This window comes from candidate division WOR-3 bacterium (assembly GCA_039801085.1).
Classification (GTDB): Bacteria; Hydrothermota; Tepidihabitantia; order Tepidihabitantales; family Tepidihabitantaceae; genus JAOABP01.
In genome coordinates this window covers 785,562-811,965 of the sequence record JBDRTY010000001.1, presented here as the reverse complement: position 1 = coordinate 811,965, position 26,404 = coordinate 785,562, and the positions used below count along the sequence as shown (strand labels likewise).

Sequence of the window (26,404 nt, the reverse complement as noted above, 5' to 3'; positions counted from 1 at the left end):
AAAGGCAAGTCAACCCGGACAATTGCAGGATTATCAGTGATAATTATTTATTGACATTTTCGTATTATCGCTAAAATTAAATAGGAATGAGTGCTACTTACTTCCTGCGGGTTTACGGGTGCCAGATGAACTTCTATGAAGCGGATCTGGTCCGCAACATTCTCAACAGGACTGGTTTTGAAGAAAAAAATTCTCCAGCGACTGCCGAGGTCCTTCTGATTATGACCTGCGCGGTCCGCGAACATGCTGAGAAAAGAGCGCTCGGAAATCTCCGTCAATTGGTAAATCTTAAAAAAACCGGTTCCGCCCGAGTTGTTGGCATACTGGGTTGTATGGCACAACGGCTTCAGGACACACTGGTAAACTCTTTCCATGCCGATCTGGTAGTCGGCCCAGATCAGTATCAGCGTCTTCCAGAGTTAATAAATGCTGCAATGAACGCTAACTGTCCTCAAATTGCTGTAGAATTGTCTGATGAATGCTATGACCGGGTTCGTCCAGTTATACAAAACCGTGTCAGTGCCTATGTTACCATCATGCGCGGTTGTAGTAATTTCTGCTCTTACTGCATCGTTCCTCATGTAAGGGGAAAAGAAAGGTTCCGAGCATCTGAAGCCATCTTGTCCGAAATTGATGAGCTGACCGCACATGGCGTTCGAGAGATAGTACTTCTCGGGCAAAATGTTCTAGCCTACAATTATAATGATTTCGATTTTTGTCGATTACTGGCTGAAATCCACAAACACTCAAAGGTATGCCGGATCAGATTTCTAACCTCTCATCCACGGGATCTGAATGAACGGATTGTCAAAACGATCGCCACACTTCCCCGCATCTGCCCTCAGCTCCATTTACCTGTTCAATCGGGTTCTGACCGTATTTTAAAATTGATGAATCGCGGCTATACAATAGAAGAATACCGCAATAAGGTTGCACTGATTCGACAATATCTTCCGGAAATTTCGCTGACAACAGATGTTATCGTTGGTTTTCCAACTGAAACTGAGGACGAATTCTGCGCTACACTGGAACTGATTAAATCAATACGCTTTGATTACGCTTACATGTTCAAATTTTCTCCCCGCCCCGGAACGCCAGCAAGCTTGCTTACCCCTACTGTTCCCGAGAACGTTATTAGAGAACGATTGCTGCGATTGATCGAAACGCAGAACCAGATTACCCGCGAATCTAATCGGGCAATGCTTGGTAAAATTTATGAGATACTGATAGAAGGGGAAAGTCCGCGCGGCTCCGGATGTATGGGGAAAACGCCCCAAGGGAAGGTGGTAGTTGTTGACGAATCTCTACCTGCCGGTAGTCTTGTAAATGTGAGGATTGTTGAAGTTCGAGGTTGGACCCCAAAGGGTGAAATCGTTTTTTCCAGCGCGAGGACGCCCGATTCTCCTGAAATTAGGCCCAATTTTCCCACCAACATGCAGGAGGTTAAATTATGGTAACTTTCCGGATTATTCTGATTCTGTTGGCATTTGTCATTCTCTTTGTTCTCGGTTGGCAGAATCAGTACCCGGTAAATGAAATCAGAGTCTTTTTCAAAACATTTTATGATGTCCCGGTTGCATTAATCATGCTTTACTCATTTGCATTTGGGGCACTTTGCGTTGCAATATTTACGGTAATCTCAGAAATCCGCCTCAGAACACGAATCATTCAGCAACGCCGGGAAATCGACGCCCTTACCGAAGAACTCCGGATCCTACGCAATGCGCCGCTGAATGAAATATCTACTTCCAGCTCGAACCCCAAACCTGAAAGAATTATTAAGATTGAAGAAAAGGAGCCTTAGTAAATATGTACCCACTCCTGATTGTAATTTTGGCATTGCTGATTGTAGCTATATATCCGGTAATCCGTGATTTCATCCGTCAGCGCAAGATCACTCTGCCCAGTTATGTCGAGGGTCTTCAGCTGCTGCTCGACGGCAAAGTGGAAGATGCCAAAATCAAATTAAAACTTGCGGTTGAAGAGGACACGAACAACATCGATGCCTACATTCGTTTGGGACAGATTTTTTTGGTTCAGAATGATCCCAATCGAGCATTGCGCATCCACGAGAATCTGGCACTGCGTCGAAATCTGAAGCCGCAAGATGAGCTCAAAATTTATCGGGCACTAGTAGATGATTACTTGACACTCGGGAGACACGTAAAGGCGATCCCGCTTTTAGAAGAAATTGTGCGACAGGATCGATCTGATTACCACAGTCATGAGCGACTCTTGAACCTTTATATCGATACTGGTGAATGGGATAAAGCGGAAAAGCTTTTAAGAAATTTACCCCGCACTGACTCTGAACGCGCAGCCCGGCTCTATGCCCGATTTGGATTCTGCCGGGGAAAAGAAAATCCCAAGGCAGGAATGAGCTATCTTCATGAAGCGCTCAAGCTCAGCCCGAAGTCAATCCCTGCACATATCTATCTCGGTGATTTATTGCTGGCACAAGGAGATATTAACTCAGCAATTAACATCTGGAATAAGCTCTTGGATTTCGCACCAGAGAAAAACCATCTGGTTCGGGAAAGGCTCGAACGTGCATATTACGAGTCCGGAAGGTACGAGGAAATTATTGCTTTGTACAGAAAACTTCTGCACCGAGTACCTCACGATACAAGCTTGGCGCTAAATGTTGCCAAAATATATGCCAAAAAGGAGGAGATCGAAAATGCGATCGATATCCTTAACAACCACAGCAAAAAAGGAGAAACCCAGATCTTAGCTGCCCTTGCTGCTTTTTATCTACGAAAGGGAAATACTGAGCAGGCACAGAAATATCTTGAACAGATTATCAATGCATCATCAGATATTAACTCATGTACTCAATGTGGCAGAATTCTTGAAGACCATGAAATATACTGCGCACATTGCCAATCTTGGTTGAAAACAATCAGTTAGATTATTCTAAACTGAAAATAATGTGACCGAAAAGTTAACCCCGCTGCTTCGTCAATATCACCGTATTAAGCAGAAACACCCTAATACATTATTACTTTTCCGCGTGGGCGATTTCTACGAAATGTTTTATGAAGATGCAGAAATCGGCGCTCAGGCACTAAATCTGACTCTGACATCTCGTCCTCATGGTCCTAATATCCGTGTTCCATTGGCAGGCATTCCGGTAAAAGCACTCGACACCTATGTCGCCCGACTTGTAGCACAAGGATTGAAAGTTGCAATCTGTGAGCAACTTGAAGAACCGGATCCAAGAAAGCCAGTTGTAGCTCGTGATGTCGTTGAAATAATTACACCTGGTACAATTACTCGCACTTCCCTATTAGATGCTAACAGGAACAATTATATTATGGCACTTTCACCCCATGGCAACAAATGGGGAATCAGTTTTGCTGATCTCACCACTGGAGAATTTTCTATCGCGGAGGTGACCCCGGAAGCTGTAGCAGATGAGATCGAAAGGATTTCTCCGGCAGAAATTGTTATTCCCCAATCCTGGACCTCAACGTTAAACATCACACCCGAACCCAGATTTACTCGAATTGATGATTATTACTTTACCGAAGAATTTGCCTTTGAAAAATTAACACACCACCTGGGCGTATTAAATCTGGCAGGATATGGAATTGATGATTTGAATGAAGGTATCTGTGCAGCCGGCGCATTGCTCGAGTATTTAGAACAGACTCAACGCGGTACCCTCCCCCATCTTAGGAGGATCCAACGCTATATTACTCATAACTTTTTACTGCTTGACCGAATCACCCGGCGCAACCTGGAACTCATCGAACCCCTGCACTCAACGGAAAGCAAGAATGATGTTAGAGGCACACTGTTCTGGGTTCTCAATCAGACAAAAACCCCGGGGGGTGCTCGTCTTTTACGCCGCTGGATTCTTTCCCCCCTTTTATCTGTTAAAGATATCAACCACCGTCTGGACGCTATTAATGAGTTAAAAAAATCTCAATTCCAGCTTAACGAACTTCAAGCATTACTGCGACAGATTGGTGATATTGAAAGAATCAGTTCCCGTATTGCCCTTGGTCGTGCCGGGCCCCGGGAATTAGCCATAATGAAAAAATGGCTTTCGATAGTTCCTAATATTAAAGACCTGCTGCAACAGTTTAACACCTCAAGACTAAGAACTTTAAAGGAGAAAATACCCGATCTGTCGCCTGTTGTGGACGAAATTAACAATGTACTGGTTGAAGACCCCCCTGTTACTCACACAGAAGGCGGGATCGTTCGTTCGGGGGTAAATAGTGAGCTCGATGAATTACGCAGCCTCGCTTCCCATGCCAAAGAATACATCGCGAGGATTCAGGAACGGGAGCGCCAGCGTACGGGAATTCCTAATCTTCGCGTTGGTTTTAATTCGGTATTCGGCTATTACATTGAAGTTACTAAATCCTATCTTGCTAACGTTCCCCGGGATTATATCCGTAAACAGACGGTAGTAAATGGAGAACGGTTTATTACCCATGAGTTGAAGGAGTTGGAGGATAAATTATTACATGCCGAGGAACGAATAAAGACTATCGAGTCTGAGCTGTTTATTAATCTCCGCAACAAGGTCGCCCGATACACAGAACAATTGTTTGAGTTAGCAGGAACTATTGCCGAACTCGATGTACTTGCCAGTCTTACGCAGGTGGCAATCAATGAAAATTACGTCCGCCCGGAAATCAACGAATCAGGTATTATTGACATTAAAGCCGGCAGGCATCCGGTAGTAGAAAAAATGCTAAAAGAACCTTTTATCCCAAATGATATTTACCTCAATTCTACAGATGAACAAATTCTCATTATCACCGGCCCAAACATGGCAGGAAAATCAACTTATCTGCGTCAGGTAGCGTTAATTGTAATAATGGCACAAATGGGATCATTTGTACCAGCTGATTCTGCCCGAATCGGTATCGTCGATAAAATCTTCACCCGCATTGGAGCTTCTGATGACGTCGCCCGCGGCGTATCGACATTTCTTGCAGAAATGCTCGAAACCGCCAATATCCTAAATAATGCCACTACACGCAGCCTGATTATTCTTGATGAAGTAGGACGGGGAACTGCTACTAAAGATGGACTAGCAATTGCTTGGGCAACTGTTGAATATCTGCATGGATCTAATGACTTCTGTCCGCGCACTCTTTTTGCTACTCATTATCACGAACTTACTCAAATTACTCGCCAGTTACCTCGTGTGAAAAACTATAGCTTTTTGGTGCGGGAAAGAGGAGATCAGGTGATCTTTCTCCGTAAAATTCATCCCGGACCAGCTGACAAGAGTTATGGTATAGCCGTAGCTAAGCTCGCAGGCTTACCCTCCAGATTGCTGGAGCGCGCAAAAGAACTATTAATTTATTTTAACTGTAACAACCAAACAAATTTTCCCCGGGATGATTCGGAGCTTACAACGCCGCTCGCTGATCAAAATCATATCAGAACGGTAATTGAACGGCTTCAGCAGCTTGAAATCGAATCGCTTACTCCCCTTCAAGCCCTTAATCTGCTAGCCGAATTGAAAAAACTTGTCCAAGAATTCCATCTTTAACCAGACATATCAGTATTGACTTTGTGCACCTGTCAACCATAATAATTTTATGGATATCTCGGTAATTGGCGCGGGATATGTAGGGTTAACAACCAGCGCCTGTCTTGCTAAAATCGGACACAAAGTAATATGTGTTGATAATGACTCATTTAAAATTGAAACACTTATCCATGGCAACTTACCAATTTATGAACCCGGGTTGAAAGAAATAATCGCAGAAACAGTCAGTTGCGGAAAACTGACATTTACAACTGATATTAAGGAGGCAATTGAGAATAGTATCGTGTGTTTCATCGCCGTCGGAACCCCTCCTTTGGAAACCGGCGAACCGGATTTAACCAATGTTGAAGCCGTGGCTCGCCAAATTGCCGGTTGGATGAATGGATACCGGTTGATCGTTGAAAAATCTACTGTTCCGGTTCAAACCGCTAAATGGATTAGAACCACTGTCGAACGTTATAATCGTAATCATGTAGACTTTGATGTTGCTTGCAACCCAGAATTTCTACGGGAGGGTAGCGCCGTCTACGACTTTCTTCATCCTGACCGGATTGTAATCGGGGTAGAAAACGAGCGCGCTCGAAGCCTAATGGAAGACATTTATCGTCCCCTGAATGCCCCATTAATTATCACCGATCTTGCTTCAGCTGAATTGATAAAACACGCATCCAATGCATTTCTTGCAATGAAAATTTCCTTTATAAACGCAATTTCCTTTATATGCGAAGCAGTAGGCGCAGATATTGCTGAGGTCGCTAAAGGTATTGGCATGGACCATAGAATCGGCCGACAGTTTCTTAACGCCGGCATAGGTTATGGAGGATTTTGTTTTCCAAAAGATTTAAAAGCATTCATCAGAATTGCCCAAGAATTGGGCTATGACTTTAGATTGCTCCGTGAAGTAGAAAAAATTAACGAAGATGCAAAAGCAAGATTTGTCCGCAAAATCAAAAATACTCTTTGGAACTTAAAAGACAAAACCATTGGCATACTGGGATTATCATTCAAACCTAATACCGATGATATGCGCTTTGCCCCTTCGGTCGATATCATCAATGCCTTACTTTCGGAAGGTGCGGTAATCCGTGCCTACGACCCCCAAGCAATGGAAAATGCTCGGAAAATCTTGCCCAAAGTCGAATTTTGTCCCGAACCAGAAATGGTAGCTGATAATGCCGATCTCATTGCTATTCTCACTGAATGGGACACATTTCTCAAACTTGATTGGCAGAAAATTAAAGAGCGAATGCGCATTCCAATTATTGCTGACGGAAGAAATATGCTCGAAAGGAAATTTTTGGAAAACCTCGGCTTTATATATATTGGTGTCGGCCGATGAACCGTCTGAAGAAACGCACGGTGCTGATTGCCGGCGGGGCGGGTTTCCTTGGTTCTCATTTGTGTGAATTTATGTTAAAAAAAGATTTTAAAGTCATCTGTCTGGATAATCTATTAACAGGTAACTATAATAATATTTCACATTTGCACAGACATTCAGATTTTGAGTTCATAGAAGCTGATATCGCTGATTTTTATAAAATCAGAACTCTAACCAAGCTTGCACCCAATATCATTTTCAATCTGGCCTCGCCCGCATCCCCAAAAGATTACTACACTTACCCAATTGAAACACTCAAAGCAGGATCTCAGGGCACTTTAAATCTGTTAGAAATAGCACGCACAAATAACGCAATTTTTGTGCTGGCTTCTACATCAGAAGTCTATGGAGACCCTCTAGTAAATCCTCAACCAGAATCTTACTGGGGTAATGTTAATCCTATTGGACCCCGGTCTGTCTACGACGAAGCCAAGCGATTCGCTGAAGCACTAACAATGAGCTATCATCGCATTTACACACTGCCTGTTCGAATAGCCCGAATTTTTAACACCTACGGCCCCAGAATGAAATTTGATGATGGAAGGGTTATCCCCAGCTTAATTTATCAAGCGTTAACACATCAGCCACTTACAATTTTCGGAACGGGCAGGCAGACACGCAGCTTCTGTTATGTAAGTGACATGATCATTGGACTTTATCGATTACTACGATGTTCCGACCCTAATCCATTTAACTTGGGGAACCCCCACGAAGTTACTATCCTACAATTGGCACAGTCAATAAAAAAATTAACGCACTCAAACAGCCCTTACAAATTTTTGCCTGCTCCTGCCGATGATCCTAAGCGTAGAAATCCGGATATAACGCGAGCTATGAAATTACTTGGCTGGACTCCGAAAGTAGAACTGGAAAAAGGACTTTTGCTGACTATTAAATGGTTCAAAAAGAATCTGCAAATTCGATGAAAAAAAATATTGCGATTGGCATTATCGGTCTTGGTATGTGGGGAGAAAAATACTTACAAACTTTAGAGCAACTTAACGCGGGACCGATATATTTGTGTGACACCAGCGATCAGAAAATTGAAGATTTAAATTCAAGGAATTACATTACAATTGAATATAGCAAAATGATGGAGAGTAAAGATATTAAAGCAGTAATAATCACAACTCCTGATCAAACCCATTATGCACTTGCTCGGGATGCTCTGATTCATGACAAGGATGTGTTGGTCGAAAAACCCATGACCTTGAAAAGTTCAGATGCCCATGAGTTGGTTAAAATTGCTCAAAACAGAAAACTTGTGCTTGCAGTCGCCCACACCCCTCTTTTTACAACTGGTTATCAAAGATTAAGCTCATACCTCAAATCAAAGTTGATTAATGTAATCCGAATCGAAGCGATTCGAACTTCCAGGGGAAGAGAAAACACCAGCAGTCCCCTATGGGATCTCGCTTCGCATGATATTGCAATTGCAGTATCGTTATTAGGAAAGCCACTGTATTTTTCATGCTCAGTAAACAACCCCAAATTGTGTCGATATGAACTTGAATTTGCAAATGGTTTAACTTTCGCAGGGGAAGCTGAATGGACAAACCAACCTTTTCAACGAGTCATCAGACTTTTTACCAAAAATGAAGTTCACGAATACCATGAACCTATTGGTAATGACATTCCAGCGACTGAATTACCGCTAACCCAGATGTGTCAAAATTTTATCGAAGCTTGTGTAAAACGCCTTAAACCAGTAAATAATGGCGAACTCGGCAAACAGGTTGTGGAATGTCTTGAAATTATTGAAAATTTAATGAAAATAAACAATCATGAAATTATCTGTAATAATTCCGGCATTTAACGAAGAAGATACAATTGTTGAATTAATCGAACGGGTTAAAGCAGCACCAGTCAATAATAAGGAAATTATTGTTGTCGATGACTGTTCTCAGGACAGAACACCTCATCTTCTAAACTCAATGCCGGACATAACACTTATTAGGCATACAAAAAACCTCGGCAAAGGTGCGGCTATTCGCACCGGTATCGCCCATACATCTGGTGATATAATCCTCATTCAGGATGCTGACTTGGAGTATGATCCTGCCGACTATGCTCTTCTGATAAAACCATTTCATAACCTAAAAGTTGATGCGGTGTTCGGTTCTCGCTTTAAAAAGAGAAATCATTTCCTCATTATCAGCTTAATGGCTAATATCTTTTTGACATTTCTTACAAATGCACTATTTGGGGGGAAAATCACTGACATGGAAACGGGATATAAGGTCATCAGCAAAAAGACCCTAGGAAAATTGAAATTGACTGCTAACGGATTTGAAATTGAACCGGAAATTACCTGCAGGCTTTTGAGACTGCGGGCTCGTCTGTTGGAAGTTCCGATAAATTACACCCCTAGAACTAAGGGCAAAAAAATTAGCTGGAAAGATGGACTGATTGCCATCTGGAGCATCCTGAAGTATTATGTCAGCTAATACCCACAGTCACTCAAATACCAGTTTGGAGCCGGTGGTTGAGTTAACGGGGTTGTTCAAATATTATCAAGGTGATTGGCCTGCTTTGACTGACATCAATCTAACTGTTTATCCTGGAGATTTTTTATTTCTTCTCGGTGCTACAGGTGCTGGAAAGACAACTTTGTTACGACTACTTTACCGGCATGAACTTCCTGATGCAGGATTGATTAAAGTGCTGGGTTACGACCTGTTATCGATGCGCTCTCGGCAAATTCCCCAGCTGCGCCGGCGAATTGGAATCATATTTCAAGATTTCAAACTACTGTGGGACCGTACTGTTTATGAAAATTTAGAGTTTGTCCTGCAGGCAATTAATACTCAGCGGGATATCATACCGGCTAAAATCCAAGAAATACTGAATCAACTGGGTATTGCCCATAAAAGAAACTCGTTCCCTTACGAACTTTCTGGAGGGGAACAACAGAAAGTTTCTATTGCCCGCGCTCTTGTAAAATCGCCAGACCTAATTCTGGCAGACGAACCCACAGGGAACATCGATCCCAAAGCATCAGATGATATTCTAAATATACTTAAAGATATTAATTACCATGGAACGACTGTAATAATGGCAACTCATGACGCTGAGCTTGCAGAACGCGGTCGCCGCCGGAGAATCATTCTTGATGCCGGCAGAATCATACGTGATGAGGGGTGAAAAACACATGAGTCTCTCCTATCTTATTAAGGAAACTTACCGGACTCTCACACGTAATATTAATCAATTTCTCCTTTCGAGTGCAGTAATATCAATCTGTTTGCTAATATTAGGAATCTTTATAGTTATAACAGTTAATGTAATTAAATTAACAAAGTCGATGACAAACCAAACTGAGATTTATGTATTTTTAACTGATGAAATTACCAATGATCCATCTCCTCTTCTACAGCGCATCGCGACCATTGCCGGAATTGCAACAGTAAAATTTATTTCAAAATCAGAGGCATTACAAGAACTACAGGCTGATCTGGAAAATGATAGTTTATTAGTTAACGTGTTGGGAGAAGATCCTATTCCTGCATCACTTCGTATTACTCTTGATCCTGAATATGCTACCCCCAGAGACCTTACGCTTATCGAAGAAAAACTGTTGCGTTTGCCTGGTATAACTGAGGTATGGTCTGGGAAAGAGCTTCTAAAACAACTCAGCCAGGTTGCTAGAACTCTATTTTTATTGGACATTGTAATCTTGGCAATCGTTACTGTTTCCGTTATCTTCATTGCATTTCAAACTGTGGAAAACTCAATTATCCGGCGTTCGCAAGAAATTGAAATTATGGAGCTTGTTGGTGCCTCACGTTTTGCCATTCAGTTTCCCTTCGTACTTCAGGGTGCTCTTCAAGGACTCGGAGGTAGTTTAATCGCATTGCTTTTAATTTTCGCGATTTATCGATTAATTGTTACAGTACTACCTGCACCCTACTGTCCGGCATTGCTAATTTTGTTGGCAATGTTGATTATCGGTATAATATTAGGAATAGGCGGATCGTTTCTGGCACTCAATCGTCTCCCCTCCTCGCTTTCTGAGAAACCACAAATACGTAACAGATGATCAGCAAAACGCTTCTGTTTGTTGTTCTCTCCTACGCTATGCTTCTGTCTCAACCTCCAGTATTAATAGACTCGCTTGATTTGATCCAACGACAATTAGATTCGACCCAACAAAAACTAAAGGAAATTGAGCAAATCTTAAGTGAAATAGGTATGCGCGAACACCAAACATTGCAACGGCTTGAATTACTCCAAGAAAAAATTACCCTCACGGAGAATTTTTTAAAACAAATTGAATATCGTGTCAATCTTTATAACCAAGAAATCAGTAAATTAAATACTGAACTCGTCTGCCTTATGGAACAACAGCACAAACTCGAGAATCGTCTAAGGCAAAGGTTAGTGGTAATTTATAAGTACTCGAAACTCTATCGATTGCAATCTTTGCTTACGAGTAAAAACGTGCCAGAGTATTATCGTAAATTGATAAATTTGCGGGTAATAAGTCGTGTTGATCAACGACTAATTGAAGAAACAAGAAGGTTGAATACAGAAATAAGAGCAAAGGAATCGGCAATCCAGGAAGCATTGGCCAGTCAGGAACGATTAAAAAACGAGGTGCATCTTAAAAAACAGGAACTCCTTAAAGACCGAGAACAAGAGAAGTTAATTCTGCTCCAGATTCGCCGGCAAAAATCTGCTCAGGAAGCACTTCAAACCGAACTGGAGACCGCTGCCAAACAATTAGGCAATTTGCTCAGTCAGCTCCAAGCACGTATTGTTGAAACATCATCTGAGAACCTTGAAGTGAAACGAAGAAAATTGCCTTGGCCAGTAGCAGGAGATGTTGTTGCCTCCTTTGGTGTTCAAATTCATCCTCGCTATCGGACAAAAATAAATAATTGGGGAATAGATATCAAAGTAAATCAACCCTCCCCCGTCGAAGCAATCGCACCCGGAAAAGTAGCATATGCAGACCGATTTATCGGATATGGTAATCTAGTCATTGTTGATCATGGCAGTGGTTACTTTTCCCTTTACGGGAATCTCACTTCAATAAATACCGTTGTGAATGCCACAGTCACAACTGGAACAGTAATTGGTACGGTCAACGATTATTTACATTTTGAAATTAGAAAAGATGGTCAACCAGTAAATCCTAAGGATTGGCTTCAATAATAATGTTCTTCACGGATATCATCGGTCAAGATAAGGTCATCAAAATCCTAAAAGGGTTGATTGCAGCAAAACATTTTCTTCCATTGATTTTCGTTGGCCAACCCGGTATTGGCAAGCGTACATTGGCAATTAAGCTGGCGCAGGCAATTAACTGCGATAAACAGAAAGAATTTGCCTGCTCTGGTTGTTCTTCCTGTAACAAAATTGCAAATCTTACTCATCCGGATATCCATCTTGTGATTCCGATACGCAACCCCTCAGCCGATTCCAAGGGCGAGGACGTAATTGCTGAAATGGTAAAACATTATCCTGATTTTGCACTTGGCAAATCTCAACCTCCTATACCCGCAAATTACACTATACCAATCAATGCTATCCGTTGGCTTGCAAGTGAAATGACCAAACATCCCGTATCTGCTCATAAGAGATTTTATATAATATTAAATGCACACAAAATGAACGCCGAGGCACAAAATGCACTTTTAAAAATTCTCGAGGAACCTCAACATCATACCATATTTATTCTTACTACTGTCAACCATTATGCATTATACCCGACTATCCGTTCCCGATGCCAGATTATCCGGTTTGCTAACATTCAGGAATCAGATATAGTTAAATTCCTTCAAAATAAGAAGATACTACCAGAACACCCATCAACAAATATTGACCCGATGCTCGTAGCCACACTTGCTCAAGGGTCTCTTGGACGGGCAATCAGTATTTACAAAAATTTTTCTGAATTTGCTGTAACACCGCTAGTGGATTTTATTAAAGACTCATCACTACAGCCCATCTTACCGGTTCTTGCGGAATTAAAGCATGCTGAGCCTTCACGTATAATCAATACTGCCATTCACGTATTACGCAAACGCGTGTTTGATTGTGTATCTACTTATTCTGCTGAATCTTACAACACTCCTCCTACAAAATTTATAAACCCTCAAACATTGATTGAAAGGCTCACATACTTTTATAATCGTTATCATCTCAGTTCACTTAATGTTAATTCGATGCTTGCCAATTACTGTACTCTTAAAAAAATTCAACCATCAAATTACAGCACTACAGAAACGTAGATAACTTGACCTTTGGATATTAGGACTTAAAATTAGAAAAGATGCGCCCGTAGCTCAACTGGATAGAGTGCCGGACTACGAATCCGTAGGTTGCGCGTTCGAATCGCGCCGGGCGCATGGAATACATAAGTTAAAAGAAGTGAAAGAAAATAGAGTTAATGTTGATGACGAATATTGGATGAGAATAGCACTCCATGAAGCGCACCGTGCCGCTGAAGAAAATGAAGTTCCTGTTGGCTGTATAATAGTACTTAACGGTACAATAATAGGAAGGGGGCATAATCAGATCGAATCGCTTAAAGACCCAACTGCACACGCAGAAATTCTTGCCATTACTGCAGCGGCACGATCTTTAGAAAATTGGCGTTTACTCAATACCACGGCTTATGTTACGGTAGAACCCTGTTTAATGTGTACTGGAGCCCTTCTTCTTTCAAGGGTCAAAAGAGTAGTATACGGCACACAAGACGAAAAATTTGGCTGCTTGGGTTCAAGGTATAATTTAATTAAAAATTCCCGATTCAACCACTGTTTTGAAATTACCGGGGGTATATTAGCCGACGAAGCAGCCAGATTACTAAAAAACTTCTTTCAAAAAAAACGTAAAATAAGGTGAATAAGGAGAGATGGCCGAGTGGACGAAGGCGCGTGACTCGAAATCACGTATACCCTTTACAGGGTATCGGGGGTTCGAATCCCTCTCTCTCCGCATCTCGTGACTTAAGAGGCTATAAAATGAAAAATTTAAAATTGTCTCTTCTGATATTAATTTCTGTATTTTCTCTTGCCTTGGGAGAACACATGCGGTTAATTCGTAATTCTAAACCCGAAAGATCCATCTGGAATATTGAGACTACTAAAAGACTTATTCCTTCAGTGAACTTTTGGCAACACGAGACTGAGCCTTTTCAACGCTTTCGATTTAACCCAACCCGCAAAGACATGGCTCGAATTAACAAACTACGTTCTGGCGCAACTGATACTGTGCGTGTACTCTGTCTTAGAGTAGAATTTGTTGAAGACACTACTCCATTGACTACCGGCAACGGCAAAATGGACACATTCGGCTTCCTTTCTCCTGATTCAGGTCTTTTTTATGACCCTCCTCATTTTAAACGCTACTTTGAAAGATTGATGGAAGGTCTGCGGAACTATTATCTGGCTCAGTCGCAAGGAAAATTATTTATTGAATATACTGTTATGCCTTCTGGAGAAAAAGAATGTTACCAATTACCAAGAGAGATGCAGTTTTATGGTGATACCGTTTCATATGAAGGCATTGAGTACGGGCTGGTTCGACTGATGCACGATGCTTTTAAGGTTGCCGACCTTGATCCAGCTATTCATTTCCACGATTATGATGAATTCATTATCTTTCACGCTGGTAGTGGCCTTCAATCAGATTATGCAGCTGATGGTAGGCGAGACAGTCCGTATGATCTGCTTGCCGGTGAAATACCTCCGGGAGCAATTGAAGCCTATTTAGGTGTACCCTATATTTTAGTTGATGAAGGCCAAACGCGTATTGAACAGGCAACCGTATTGCCGGAAATGATGCGACAAGATACACTCACCGAAAGAGGAGAAATTAATCTCGCAGGAATGGTGGGTTTGGCTGGTACATTGGCTCATGAATTTGCACATCTTCTTGGGGCTTATGATTTATATGATGTAACAGGCGTGACAATGGGAGTAGGTGCTTGGAGCCTTATGGGGTATGGCGGTTGGGTAGGCGATTACAGTGCTGGAGCTCCCCCGGGGATAATACCTGCTTCCCTTGATGCTTATCACCGAGTTGCTCTAGGTTTTATCACACCTAAAGTTATTTCTTCACCGACAGAATCAATTCGAGTTTATTCAGGCATGATAGATACCAGTCTATATACCAGTCGCCCTGACAGCATCTATCCGAAAATTATTAAAATATCGATAAACCAACAAGAGTACTTTTTAATTGAAAATCGTCAGACCGATATCCGCAAACTGGATACTATCATTGTTGATGTTGAAGATGGTGTAGTTATTGGGGTTGAATCAAACGAGTATGACTTCTTTTTACCCGGTTCAGGAATCCTTATTTGGCACATAGATGAAAAAGTTATCGCTGATTATGGTCCTTATAATGCTATCAATATTGACCCAGCGCATAAGGGTGTAGATCTCGAAGAGGCGGATGGTATTCAGGATTTCGATGTTCCATACTGGTTGACTTATAATTATCAATATGAAGTATATGGCTACAAGTTTGATCCTTTTTCTAAACAGGGTTATAACGACCGCTTTAATGCCTATACGACACCAAACTCTGATGCCTACGCCGGCAAAAGTTTTATTTCTGTAGAATTATACGGAGAAAGAGACACTCTCCCTTCCTTAAAGGACACGCTAATAACAATTAAAGTTAATTGGGATCTTTATTACGAGAACTTTCCCAAGGATTTGCAAAGAAACAGCCCGTTGAAATCGGCCTATGCCGTGGATTTAGATTGTGATGGAACATTGGAGGTTGTTACTGCCGACAGCGCAGGTCAAATATTCGCATGGCGCTATAATGGTGAAGGTTTCCGTTTCCCAAACGGTGCGTTTGCAAATACAGGATCTCAAATAGCAGCTGATTTAGCGATAGGCGATGTAGCACCTGAGTCAGGACTGGAAATAGTGGCTGGCTGTACAGATGGGAGAATTAGAATATATACCATGACCGGACTTTTAAAAACTACATTCAGAACATCAGACCGCATTATAGCAGCACCAGTTCTTGCTGATCTAAACCACGATGGATATAAAGATGTTATAATCGGATCAACCGATGGCAATATATATGCAGTCTCCTCTACCGGAGAATTACTGCCAGGTTTTCCCGTCCGCTTGGGTACAGAAATCAGAGCGCCAGCGGCAATAACCGATACAGAAAACCCCAGAATCGTCGTTCTTACAGCAGATCACCGTGTTTGGTTTTTAAATCAAAATGGAACAATTGCCCCAGGGTTTCCTATCACTCTCGGTCATTCCCCGTTCTATGCATATGCCCAACCGGTTGTGGCAGATTACAATCGCGACGGCGAAAATGAAATTGCGGTAGTTGCTGGTGGGGAACATGATTATCGATTATACATAATCAACCAGAATGGAATTATAATTTATCAATCCCAAGAATTGATAGAACATCCTTTTACCGGTACATTGGCAGTAGCAGATATGAACAACGATGGCTATCTTGATATTATTTGCGCCGCACGCAATAAAATTTTTGCTTTTAACTACAATGCCACGTTAGTTACGAACTTTCCTTTCCGTCGCGAGTCTACGTTTTCTGTCCAAGAACTTGTTGGCAACTGGATAGTTACCTACGAGAAGCCATTTGAATTTCATTCCTCGCCCATTATTATCGAGTTAAATAATGACAATGTACCAGATATTATCATCGGCTCGCCAGCGCATGGCATTCTTGGGTTTAACGGAAAAGATGGCACACTTCTCGACCTTTTTCCCTTAATGACCACAGCATCTGTAAGTGCTACTCCTCTTTATGCAGACATCAACAATGATGGCAAACCGGAAATCGCTGCTGGGTCAGACAGCGGCATATTCTATATCTGGAGCCTGCTTAACTCTGATTTTAAGGAATACTGGAGTTGCGCCTATCACGATCCCTGTCATACCGGACTGACACATCCACCTGCGTATTTTCCAAATGCAGACTCTAGTCGATTGATAAGTCAATTCTATCTTTATCCGAATCCAGCTAACAATGCTGTCTGCATAAGATTCAGATTGAATCACAATACTTCGCCTGCACAATTCACGGTTTTAGACATGAACGGCGAACCTGTAATTAAGGAAATCGCCACCCCGACGAACCCTTTTGTTGACAATGAATTATGGCTCAATATTAAAAACCTTGCGCCTGGAATCTATGTCGTAAAGCTTGAAGTCAACACTGAAAATCGACGGCAAATTTGCTTCGCTAAACTGGCAATTGTCCGATGATAGCATTGATACCATTCACAAGTCTAACTGCTGTTTTAATATCAATTAACAGTTTAAGTGCAGAATATCTTCAATCCCGACAATCGACCATAGCACATGATTCGACCCGTCATCGAACAATCATATCATATCTTAATCAGCAACTATATACCCAAGAACATACAGGTCAATTTATTAAAAGAAGCCCCCGAACTATCACAAATAATTTTGACACAGACAGTGTAATAAAAAATGATTTCATACTTAACGACGACATAAGGGGCGGGTGTTCTCAAAGAACACCCAAGATTGCTTCAAACTTCATTAGTAACTTTGTAATATGTTGGTACGAGTTTCGGGATGGCGATGCCGATATCTGGTATCAATTATATGATTCTTCAGGAGTTGCCTTGGGATGTAACCAACGAGTAAATACTGATATCACTATGAACTGGCAAGGAGATCCTGCAGTGGCCGGGAGCCCTAACGGTAACTTCATATTTACATGGGAAGACCGTCGCCAACTGGGCAACTCCGACATCTTTGCCCAGCGATTTGATCGCAACGGCAATCGATTAGGGGATAATTTCCGGATTAATGATTCAACAGCCGCAGGGGACCAAAGCATCTCCGCTGTTTCTTTTGTGCCAAATGGCATCAGCCTAATCGTGTGGGACGACCGTCGTAATGGAATTACCGGAGATATTTATGGCAGGTTTCTTAACCCCGATGGTTCACTCATGGGAAATGATTTCAGAATCAACGACGACCCATTGAATTATGGCAACCAGTATGAACCTGATATCGGCAGTGACGACTCTAACAGATTTGTTGTTGTCTGGATGGACGGAAGAGACGGAAACTGGAATATTTATGGCCAGCGTTTTAATTGTAATGGCGCACGCATCAACAACAACTTCCGGGTAACAGCTCAGGAAAGTATTCAATGGTCTCCTAGAATTGCTGTCGGACCTGCTGGAAATTTTGTTGTTACTTGGAATGACCGCAGAAGAAACCAGTGGGATGTCTATGCCCAAATTTATGATACATCTGGAACACCAGTAGATACTAATTTTCGCGTTAACTGTGATGCGGGGGATGCTGATCAACTACTAGGAGATGTAGCAATCAACCGTTACGGCGAGTTTATCGTTGTCTGGTCTGATAAAAGAAATGGGAATGATGATATCTACGCGCAAATATTCAATTCTGTTGGAATTCGTATCGGTGGTGAATTTAAAATTAATGACGATATTAGCAACAGCTCACAGACATCTCCCACAGTAATTGCTGTATCTGATGGTGGTTACTACATTGCCTGGGCTGATGCGCGTAATGGAAACTTTGATATATACTGTCAGAGAATTACAAGAGGTGGCAGTAAAATAGGAACCAATTTTCGAGTAAATGATGACTCCAACAGTTCTCACCAACGAGTTTCCTCCATCGGGCAAGAACGGTTTAATCGAGGAATATTAATAGCTTGGGAAGATGAACGAAATGGGAATTGTGATATTTATGCTGCTGTCATCAACAGGTTTGGTATCCCCCTTTCACAAAATTTTCGTGTCAACGATGATCCAATTGGAACCGGCTCGCATTTTTATCCCAGCAGTGCAGGCGGAAGCAAACGTTTTATCGTCTGCTGGCATGATTCCCGACAAGGAGGGGATATCTATGCCCAAATACTTAACGACGACGGCAGTAAAATAGGCGGTAATTTTCTTGTTAACGAAGGTAACATTGGCGCATCTCAATGGTATCCATACTGCGCTATGGACACATATAACCGCGCGGTTATTGTATGGATGGATTATCGACAAACTTTTTCTAAAATTTACGCCCGGTTATACGATGAAAATGGTAATCCCGCTGGACCCGAATTTCGTGTTAGTGACGCACCCGACAGTATCCCAGAAGTTTTTGCTAGCGTAGCGATGAATTCTGCTGGGTATTGGGTTGTTAGTTGGATGGATTACAGGAACGGCATCAACGACCCCGATATCTATTGCCAGTTATTTACACCTCGCGGCGAAAAGATCGGACCGAACAAAAGAGTAAATCTGGACGGCCAAAATGTTCTTCAATCATATCCCACGTGTGCAATTGATGACAATCGGAATATTGCAATAGCATGGGAGGACAAGCGTAACGGCTCGTATGACATTTATTTACAACTTCTAGACTCGCTTTCCAATCTGATAGGCGGTAATGAAAGAGTTAATGACAATCCTCCTGGGTACTCGGATTGCTACTCACCGAGCTGTGCATTTGATGAAACAGGCCGTTTGGCAGTAATGTTTAATGGAGAAATCGAAAATATTAGTAATCCTCAAATATTCTGCCAAAGGTTTCGTTCAGATGGCACAAGAATTGGCCATAATCAGAAAATCAACGAACCCAATCTATTTCCCAATAATTCCCATTGGACTGTCGGTCAAAGTGTCATCGCCAATAGTGAATTCATTATCTTTACATGGACTGATAACCGGCGTCATCAGGGTTGGGATATTTTCTGCAAAATTACAGATTGGAACCTTATTGGTATCCGAGAATTGACATACCATGACCCTGAATACCAACCAGAAAGAGCCTCTACTATAGGAACTTTTCTTATAAGACAGCGAAATAAAGTTTCTTTCTCTTTAAGACATGCATCTACAATTTGTATTTACAGCATAAGCGGCTCTCTTATGTCCAAACTCGATGTTACTGGTAAAATCAACTCAATCAGTGTTGATAATCTAGCACCCGGAATCTATTTTTTTCACATCGAAGACAAACATAATCGTAATTTTATATACAAAGTTGTGATAATGTAACAAGGGAGGAGAAATGTTTTTTCTTCTGTCACTGTCCATGCCAATGATCCCAACACCTGCCTATCAGACCGAAATCAAACCATCAAGTCGAAGAGTTGCTATTGTAGCATCAGCCCTTCTTCCGGGCAGTGGACAATTGTTTACCGATGCAAGAAAACGCGGGGAAATTATGGTGTGGCTTGACGGCATTTTGTGGACAGGTTGGGCAACTTTATCATGGTACCGGACCAATCGCGAACAAGATGCATTACTTATTGCCAGTCAATATGCAGGTGCAAACATCTCCACTAAAGATCCGCGATATTACCGGGCACTCGAACGGTATAATAGTTCATCGGAATACAATGAAAGCATCAAAAAAGAAGCCCGGGAGTTATACCCCGACGATCCTGATGCCCAAAGACGGTACTTCCAAAGTCATGCTTATTATGGTCATTGGGAATGGAAATGGCAATCCGATTCGATCAGGATCTTTTCGTTCTGGAAAACCAGGAAATCAGCAAGAAACGCCGGCATGGCTGCCAGTTTTTTAGTTAGCGCACTTGTTCTTAACCGAATAATCAGTTTCATTGATTGCATATTCTTTTTACCCGAAACACACTTAAGCCGAAGAATTGACATTACCCCCACTCCTTCGTGTTTGGGCATGCAGTTAAACTATCACTTTTAACATGAGAGCCGATGAAGAACTATCAGTTGATTACCTAGTTATAGGTTCTGGTATAGCAGGCCTCTGGTTTGCTTGGAAGGCAGGTAAGTTCGGTGAGGTTCTCATCGTTACTAAGAAGGATAGTGCCGAATCGAATACAAATTATGCTCAGGGCGGGATCGCTGCAGCAATTGCTGAAGATGATTCCCCTCGACTCCACTACGAAGACACGATACGAACAGGCGCAGGACTTGCGCACCCAGATATCGTTGAAATTGTAACATCTGCGGGACCGAGACTTGTTAATGAATTATGGAATTTAGGAATTGAATTTTCCATCAAAATCGATGCTACCGGGCAAAAAAAATTTGATCTCGGACGGGAGGGGGGGCATCGCCGACGAAGGATCGTCCATGCCCAAGACGCAACAGGGCAGGCAATTGAAAAAGGACTGTTAGCAGCAGTTCGCTCAATGAGTACCATCCATACCCTAGAAGAACATTTCACAGTTGACATTTTGTTAGATCAGGATGGTAATTGCGCGGGTGCGCTTATATTAGAAAAATCGACAGGCCGGTTGAAAAAAATCAAGGCAAATGCATGCTTATTGGCTACTGGTGGTGTGGGACAAGTATATCGCCACACTACTAATCCTGCAATCGCTACCGGCGACGGAATTGCCATAGCTTATCGTGCGGGGGCTTTAATAGCCAACATGGAATTTATACAGTTTCACCCCACAGCTCTTTATGGCCACAAACTTAATGACCGCGTTTTTTTAATATCTGAAGCAGTACGAGGAGAGGGGGCATTATTAAAGACCCGTGACGGACGAGAATTCATGAGTGCCTATCATCCTGACGGCCCATTAGCCCCGCGAGACATTGTCGCAAGAGCCATTGCTGCAGAAATGCTTCGCCGAGGCGATGAATTCGTCTTACTTGATTGTACTATGATATCTCGTGAGCGTTTGGTCGAGAGATTTCCTAATATCTATGAAACCTGCATGAAACTTGGTATTGATATTGCCAAAACGCCCATACCAGTAGTTCCAGCCGCTCATTATGTGTGTGGCGGAATAGCAGTTAATTCCTGGGGCGAAAGTTCAATTAACCGATTGTTTTGCGCAGGGGAATGCGCATGTACTGGATTGCATGGTGCGAACCGACTAGCATCAAATTCGCTCTTGGAAGCTTTAGTATTCGCCGAACGAGCTGCGATAAGCGCGACTGAGAAATATCCACCAGTAAATAAACCTAAAGCGCCGCAGTTAAGTTATAATCTGAGACCCAAGCGTATTGTTGAGATATCAGATCAGACCTTGCTCACACTGGCTAACCGTTTGCGAAACATAATGTGGCAATATGCCGGCATAATACGATCAGATGCAGGATTGAATACCGCTCTTTGCGAATTAAATCGATTGAAAGACGAAATTCCTATCATCGCACGTTGTAATTCGGTGCCCGTGATGGAAATGCAAAATATGCTTATCGTCGCACAACTGATAGTTATTTGCTCTCAAATACGCAAAGAATCACGCGGACTGCATTACAATCAAGATCATCCGTTTCCAGATGAAAAGTTTGAACTTGATACTGTTATTTCAGTAAATAAATTCAATGTTCTCGAAAAATTCTAAGCTCGGCTATTTAATTGAGCACTCCCGGCTACTGGAACAATTTTCACATTATTTACTTGCTGAACGTGGACTAACTCATCTGTCTGTAATAAGTTATCTTAACGACTGCAAACAATTTCTATGTTTCTATCCCCAGCTAGATGAAAAACCTACACTCATGAAAACCGAACTAATACGGCAGTTTATTCAGAAGCTTACCGAATTGGGCCTTGCGAAAACAACTATCGCGCGCAAGCTAATATCACTCAGAATGTTATGTAATTTTATTGAACAAGAATACAATATAACTGTTCCGGGAATAGAGAGCTTGAAAACACCAAGACAGACAAGACGTTTACCAACTGTGTTGACACAGATGGAAATTAACCACTTAATTAAATCAACGGAGAAAATACCCGACCGTTTTGCATCGACGCGTGCAAAAGCGCTACTGGAAATTGCTTATGGAGCAGGCTTGCGCGTATCGGAACTATCAAACCTTACATTAAGTGATATTAATTTCAACGAAAGATTTGTGCGCATTATCGGCAAAAGATCTAAAGAACGTATTGTCCCCTTGGGGAAACACGCATTAAGAGCTGTGAAAGATTATTTGATATTCCGACGCCGGTCTAATAATAAATCGCCATCACCATATCTTTTTGTTAACCATCGGGGAGGAAAGCTAAGTCGAATGGGTATTTGGAAGATTTTGGGAATTTGTGTTCGACTCGCTGGATTTTCTAAACGTATCACACCCCATACCCTTCGTCATTCTTTTGCAACTCATCTCTTGGAAGGAGGTGCTGACCTGAGAGCGGTCCAAGAGATGCTCGGTCATGCTAATATCGCAACCACGCAAGTTTATACTCACATTGATACTTCTTATCTGCAAGATGTATATAAAACCTTTCATCCTCGCGGTTAGCATGGGATAAAATTTGCACTCACCTCATCGTTAAATAAGTTCTACGCCAAAATTACCTCTTACAATCTTACCAATGATGTAGACTCGCCCGATTGTAGACATTATTTTATCAAGTCTGGATGGTTCAACAAAAATTACCATCCCAATACCCATGTTAAAGGTACGGAACATCTCTGTATCCGGAATACTTCCGAGCATCTGTATATAACGAAAAAGCCGGGGTACTGGCCAAGCAGATTTCTTAATAACGCAGGACCGTTCTGGGGGTAAAAGTCGCTGGATATTCTCATAAAACCCGCCCCCTGTTATATGAGCAATCGCCTTAATTTCTCCTAACAGGGGGTAAACTTTTTTATAATATGAACGATGCGGACGCAAAAGTTCCTCTCCAAGTGACTTTTTTAACCCTTTTAGCCGGGAATTCAGCGTAAATTTATGTTGTTGGAAAAAAATCTTTCTGACCAGTGAATAACCGTTTGTATGGAGGCCGGAAGAAGGAAGCCCTATAACCAGATCACCAGGTTTTAACCGGTTAGCATCAATAACCGAATTCTGTTCAACGACACCGACAATAAACCCCACCAAGTCAAAATCACCAGTTTTGTAAACATCAGGCATCATCGCAGTTTCTCCACCGACTAGAGCACAATCATTATATTTACATCCGCGAACCACTCCCTTGACAATGAGAGCGATTTGCTCATTGGATAAATCAGCGTGAGCAATGTAATCAAGAAAGAAAAGTGGCTTAGCTCCCAAAGTTAGAATATCGTTAACACAGTGATTTACAAGATCCACACCTACTGTATCAAACTTACGCATCATTTTAGCGATTAATAACTTCGTCCCTACTCCATCACAGCTTGCAACTACCAGCGGGTTTTCCATTTTAGGCAACCTGCAAAGTGACGCGAAATGCCCGATCTCCGAAACTACATATGGGGAAAAGGTAGAAGTGACCATATGGGCAATACACTGTTTAACCTGCTGCATCCTAGTTACGTCCACGCCGGCGTCACGATAAAGCATAGAATAATATAATATAGCATTAATTTATCGACGGTCAAGCACCAATTTGCCACAGTTTACAGACACTTAAAGATTCCTGTTCGGGTAATAATATAACTAATTGAAAAAATTCACTTTACACTGATATATTCTGCCGTATGCAGCGCAAAAATACATTCTAAACTTGACTTTTGTTTGATTTGGGATTATTCTATGAAAATGATTCTAAATTCGATCATTCAGAATATTACCGAAAGGTTTGTAAATGACATCGCCATCGACTTGGGAACTTCATCAACCTTAATATATGTTCGAGGCAAAGGGATAGCACTTCGTGAACCATCTATAGTGGCAGTTGATGAAGTGACTCATGAGGTAGTTGCCGTTGGAACTGAAGCCAAACGAATGCTTGGCCGAACACCAGAAGGTATAAGGGCAGTAAGACCGATGAAAGATGGAGTAATTGCAGACTTTAGCATGGTAGAAATCATGCTGAAGTCATTCATCAGTATGGTTCAAAGAAAGAAACTCTTTGTCCGACCACGGGTAATCGTCTGCGTGCCATCAGGGATAACCGAAGTTGAAAAACGGGCTGTACGCGATTCTATCGAAGCTTCGGGTGCTAGAGAAATTTATATGGTTTCAGAACCGATTGCAGCAGCAATTGGCGCCGGTTTACCAGTAGACGCTCCAACTGGCAATATGATTGTCGATATTGGTGGAGGTACTACAGAAATCGCAGTTGTAGCATTAAGCGGAGTGGTAAATGCTGCATCAATACGCGTTGCCGGTGATGAAATGGATGAGGCAATTATAAACTACATTAAAAAGAATTATAATCTTATTATTGGTGAGCAAACAGCTGAAAGTATAAAAATAACCATTGGCTCTGCTTATGCAACAGGTACAGAGGAAAATATGGAAGTTAAAGGCCGGGATCTTGTTTCTGGTATTCCCAAAACGATTAGGATTACATCTACAAAGGTCCGTGAATCCTTGGAGGAACCGGTATCTCTTATTATAGATGCTGTGCGATTGGCGCTAGAAAAAACACCGCCTGAGCTCGCTGCTGATATTGTTGACCGTGGCATATACATGTGCGGCGGGGGATCCCTCTTGAGGGGGCTGGACTTATTGATCAAAGAAGAAACTAATCTGCCAGTATATGTTGCCGAAAATCCCATTGAAAGTGTAGTACGGGGTGCCGGCAGGATTCTGGAAAATATCGGACTTCATGAAAAATTGATCCTGCGCTCTAAATAATTTACACTGTGCTTTTGCAAACCGGCAATGCCCTATAAAGCAGCTGTTTCAAAATATGACCGTATCTCATTGGGGATAATTATTCTTGCACTGCTCGTCAATTTTATTCCCCCAACCTCCAAACTAAAGCTTACCCATCCACTGACTGAAACACTTCTGCTTCCCAATCGCGCAATATCGTTTCTCAAAACATTCATTGCCGCAAACCGAAATCTAACTCAACGACTGACCCAAATTGCCTGCGAGCTTGCTGTAGAAAACGCTCGACTTAAATCTACTAGAAATGACACTTCCACCTTATCATTAGGCAACACTAATTTACTTTCCTCCCAGGTCATTGCCCGAGATATGAATACTCTCAAAAGGTTTCTATTGCTTAACCGGGGTACTGTACATAAAATTCAAATCGGAGCGACTGCCATCACTCCTGAAGGAATAGTCGGGCGCATTATTGCAGTTTCTCCCCACCAATCACTTGTTCAGACAATCCTTGAACCCGGTTTTAGAATAGCAGTACTTAATAGCCGTAGTGGTGAATTAGCCATCTGCAGACCAAAATATAATAATGAGGACCTATTGGTTCTTGATTATGTAAATCCCAATGCCGATTTTAAAATCGGAGACACTATTCTTTCTTCCGGATTGGGAGGCATATTCCCAAAAGGTCTGAAAATTGGGATTGTAATTGAAACCCCCGCTGTGCAAGATGTGTTTAAAAAAGTATTTGTCAAACCGTTTGTTACGCTCTCGAGAGTCGAAAATATTTACATCATTGTCCATAATCCCTATTCACCAGATACTAATTCATCATTGGAAAGCTTACCTTTTGAACTTAACTTGCCAGAATAGTTCATCATGCGCCGATTATTCATGATTCTGCTATTATACTGCTCATTTATCGTTCAAACTGCCATATTATTGGGGGGACCGGACTTATCTCTATTAATACTTATAACGTTAGCTCTTTATAATGATAAAGTTACGTCGACACTTGCGGGTTTTCTGATCG

General features: G+C 41.9%; 21 protein-coding genes and 2 tRNA genes. 22 read left to right on the top strand and 1 reads right to left on the bottom strand.

The window, feature by feature from the left end; translation table 11 throughout:
• The first annotated feature begins 86 nt into the window (after positions 1-86).
• The 20 genes from miaB to ABIK48_03710 all read left to right on the top strand — a co-directional run bounded on the left by miaB (position 87) and on the right by ABIK48_03710 (position 23,124).
• On the top strand, positions 87-1,457 hold the full coding sequence (miaB, locus tag ABIK48_03805) for a tRNA (N6-isopentenyl adenosine(37)-C2)-methylthiotransferase MiaB (GenBank protein ID MEO0021279.1): 1,371 nt from the start codon (positions 87-89) through the stop codon (positions 1,455-1,457).
• Positions 1,451-1,804, top strand: a complete 354-nt coding sequence (locus ABIK48_03800; protein ID MEO0021278.1) for a LapA family protein — start codon at positions 1,451-1,453, stop codon at positions 1,802-1,804. The genes miaB and ABIK48_03800 overlap by 7 nt, the downstream gene beginning before the upstream one ends.
• A gap of 5 nt (positions 1,805-1,809) precedes the next feature.
• Positions 1,810-2,910, top strand: a complete 1,101-nt coding sequence (locus ABIK48_03795) for a tetratricopeptide repeat protein (protein MEO0021277.1) — start codon at positions 1,810-1,812, stop codon at positions 2,908-2,910.
• Positions 2,911-2,932: 22 nt separating this feature from the next.
• Complete coding sequence (mutS, locus tag ABIK48_03790; protein MEO0021276.1) at positions 2,933-5,521, top strand: DNA mismatch repair protein MutS; 2,589 nt, start codon at positions 2,933-2,935, stop codon at positions 5,519-5,521.
• 49 nt (positions 5,522-5,570) lie between these two features.
• A complete protein-coding gene (locus ABIK48_03785) occupies positions 5,571-6,860 on the top strand; it encodes a UDP-glucose/GDP-mannose dehydrogenase family protein (GenBank protein ID MEO0021275.1) in 1,290 nt (429 codons plus the stop codon).
• Entirely contained in the window at positions 6,857-7,825 is a 969-nt protein-coding gene (locus tag ABIK48_03780) for a UDP-glucuronic acid decarboxylase family protein (GenBank protein ID MEO0021274.1), read from the top strand. Before ABIK48_03785 ends, ABIK48_03780 begins: the two co-directional genes overlap by 4 nt.
• Positions 7,822-8,715 carry a Gfo/Idh/MocA family oxidoreductase gene (locus ABIK48_03775; GenBank protein ID MEO0021273.1) on the top strand — a complete coding sequence of 298 codons (894 nt, stop codon included), beginning with the start codon at positions 7,822-7,824 and terminating at the stop codon, positions 8,713-8,715. The genes ABIK48_03780 and ABIK48_03775 overlap by 4 nt, the downstream gene beginning before the upstream one ends.
• On the top strand, positions 8,684-9,346 hold the full coding sequence (locus tag ABIK48_03770; protein MEO0021272.1) for a glycosyltransferase family 2 protein: 663 nt from the start codon (positions 8,684-8,686) through the stop codon (positions 9,344-9,346). The genes ABIK48_03775 and ABIK48_03770 overlap by 32 nt, the downstream gene beginning before the upstream one ends.
• A complete protein-coding gene (gene ftsE, locus ABIK48_03765; protein ID MEO0021271.1) occupies positions 9,336-10,043 on the top strand; it encodes a cell division ATP-binding protein FtsE in 708 nt (235 codons plus the stop codon). The genes ABIK48_03770 and ftsE overlap by 11 nt, the downstream gene beginning before the upstream one ends.
• Entirely contained in the window at positions 10,012-10,938 is a 927-nt protein-coding gene (locus tag ABIK48_03760) for a permease-like cell division protein FtsX (GenBank protein ID MEO0021270.1), read from the top strand. The genes ftsE and ABIK48_03760 overlap by 32 nt, the downstream gene beginning before the upstream one ends.
• Positions 10,935-12,056 (top strand): peptidoglycan DD-metalloendopeptidase family protein, encoded by a 1,122-nt coding sequence (locus tag ABIK48_03755; GenBank protein MEO0021269.1) that lies wholly within the window; start codon positions 10,935-10,937, stop codon positions 12,054-12,056. The genes ABIK48_03760 and ABIK48_03755 overlap by 4 nt, the downstream gene beginning before the upstream one ends.
• Before the next feature lie 2 nt (positions 12,057-12,058).
• The gene (locus ABIK48_03750; protein MEO0021268.1) at positions 12,059-13,135 is read left to right on the top strand and encodes a hypothetical protein; all 1,077 of its coding nucleotides are present in this window, start codon (positions 12,059-12,061) and stop codon (positions 13,133-13,135) included.
• 43 nt (positions 13,136-13,178) lie between these two features.
• Positions 13,179-13,252, top strand: a tRNA-Arg gene (locus ABIK48_03745).
• Positions 13,253-13,274: 22 nt separating this feature from the next.
• A complete protein-coding gene (gene tadA / locus ABIK48_03740) occupies positions 13,275-13,751 on the top strand; it encodes a tRNA adenosine(34) deaminase TadA (GenBank protein ID MEO0021267.1) in 477 nt (158 codons plus the stop codon).
• A 4-nt stretch (positions 13,752-13,755) separates the two neighbouring features.
• A tRNA-Ser gene (locus ABIK48_03735) sits at positions 13,756-13,844 on the top strand.
• Between the two features lie 26 nt (positions 13,845-13,870).
• Positions 13,871-17,125 (top strand): FG-GAP-like repeat-containing protein, encoded by a 3,255-nt coding sequence (locus ABIK48_03730; protein ID MEO0021266.1) that lies wholly within the window; start codon positions 13,871-13,873, stop codon positions 17,123-17,125.
• A 389-nt stretch (positions 17,126-17,514) separates the two neighbouring features.
• Positions 17,515-19,926 (top strand): T9SS type A sorting domain-containing protein, encoded by a 2,412-nt coding sequence (locus ABIK48_03725; GenBank protein ID MEO0021265.1) that lies wholly within the window; start codon positions 17,515-17,517, stop codon positions 19,924-19,926.
• 13 nt (positions 19,927-19,939) lie between these two features.
• A complete protein-coding gene (locus tag ABIK48_03720; GenBank protein ID MEO0021264.1) occupies positions 19,940-20,596 on the top strand; it encodes a hypothetical protein in 657 nt (218 codons plus the stop codon).
• A 1-nt stretch (position 20,597) separates the two neighbouring features.
• A complete protein-coding gene (gene nadB / locus ABIK48_03715) occupies positions 20,598-22,217 on the top strand; it encodes an L-aspartate oxidase (GenBank protein ID MEO0021263.1) in 1,620 nt (539 codons plus the stop codon).
• Positions 22,198-23,124, top strand: a complete 927-nt coding sequence (locus tag ABIK48_03710; protein ID MEO0021262.1) for a tyrosine recombinase — start codon at positions 22,198-22,200, stop codon at positions 23,122-23,124. Before nadB ends, ABIK48_03710 begins: the two co-directional genes overlap by 20 nt.
• Before the next feature lie 30 nt (positions 23,125-23,154).
• On the opposite strand, the gene purM is transcribed toward ABIK48_03710, so the two are convergent.
• Positions 23,155-24,153 (bottom strand): phosphoribosylformylglycinamidine cyclo-ligase, encoded by a 999-nt coding sequence (gene purM / locus ABIK48_03705; GenBank protein ID MEO0021261.1) that lies wholly within the window; start codon positions 24,151-24,153, stop codon positions 23,155-23,157.
• A gap of 198 nt (positions 24,154-24,351) precedes the next feature.
• Here purM and ABIK48_03700 point away from each other — a divergent pair, with 198 nt between their 5' ends.
• Together ABIK48_03700 and mreC are read left to right on the top strand one after the other, a co-directional pair.
• The gene (locus tag ABIK48_03700; GenBank protein ID MEO0021260.1) at positions 24,352-25,395 is read left to right on the top strand and encodes a rod shape-determining protein; all 1,044 of its coding nucleotides are present in this window, start codon (positions 24,352-24,354) and stop codon (positions 25,393-25,395) included.
• A 27-nt stretch (positions 25,396-25,422) separates the two neighbouring features.
• Positions 25,423-26,244, top strand: a complete 822-nt coding sequence (gene mreC / locus ABIK48_03695) for a rod shape-determining protein MreC (GenBank protein ID MEO0021259.1) — start codon at positions 25,423-25,425, stop codon at positions 26,242-26,244.
• Positions 26,245-26,404 lie beyond the last annotated feature (160 nt).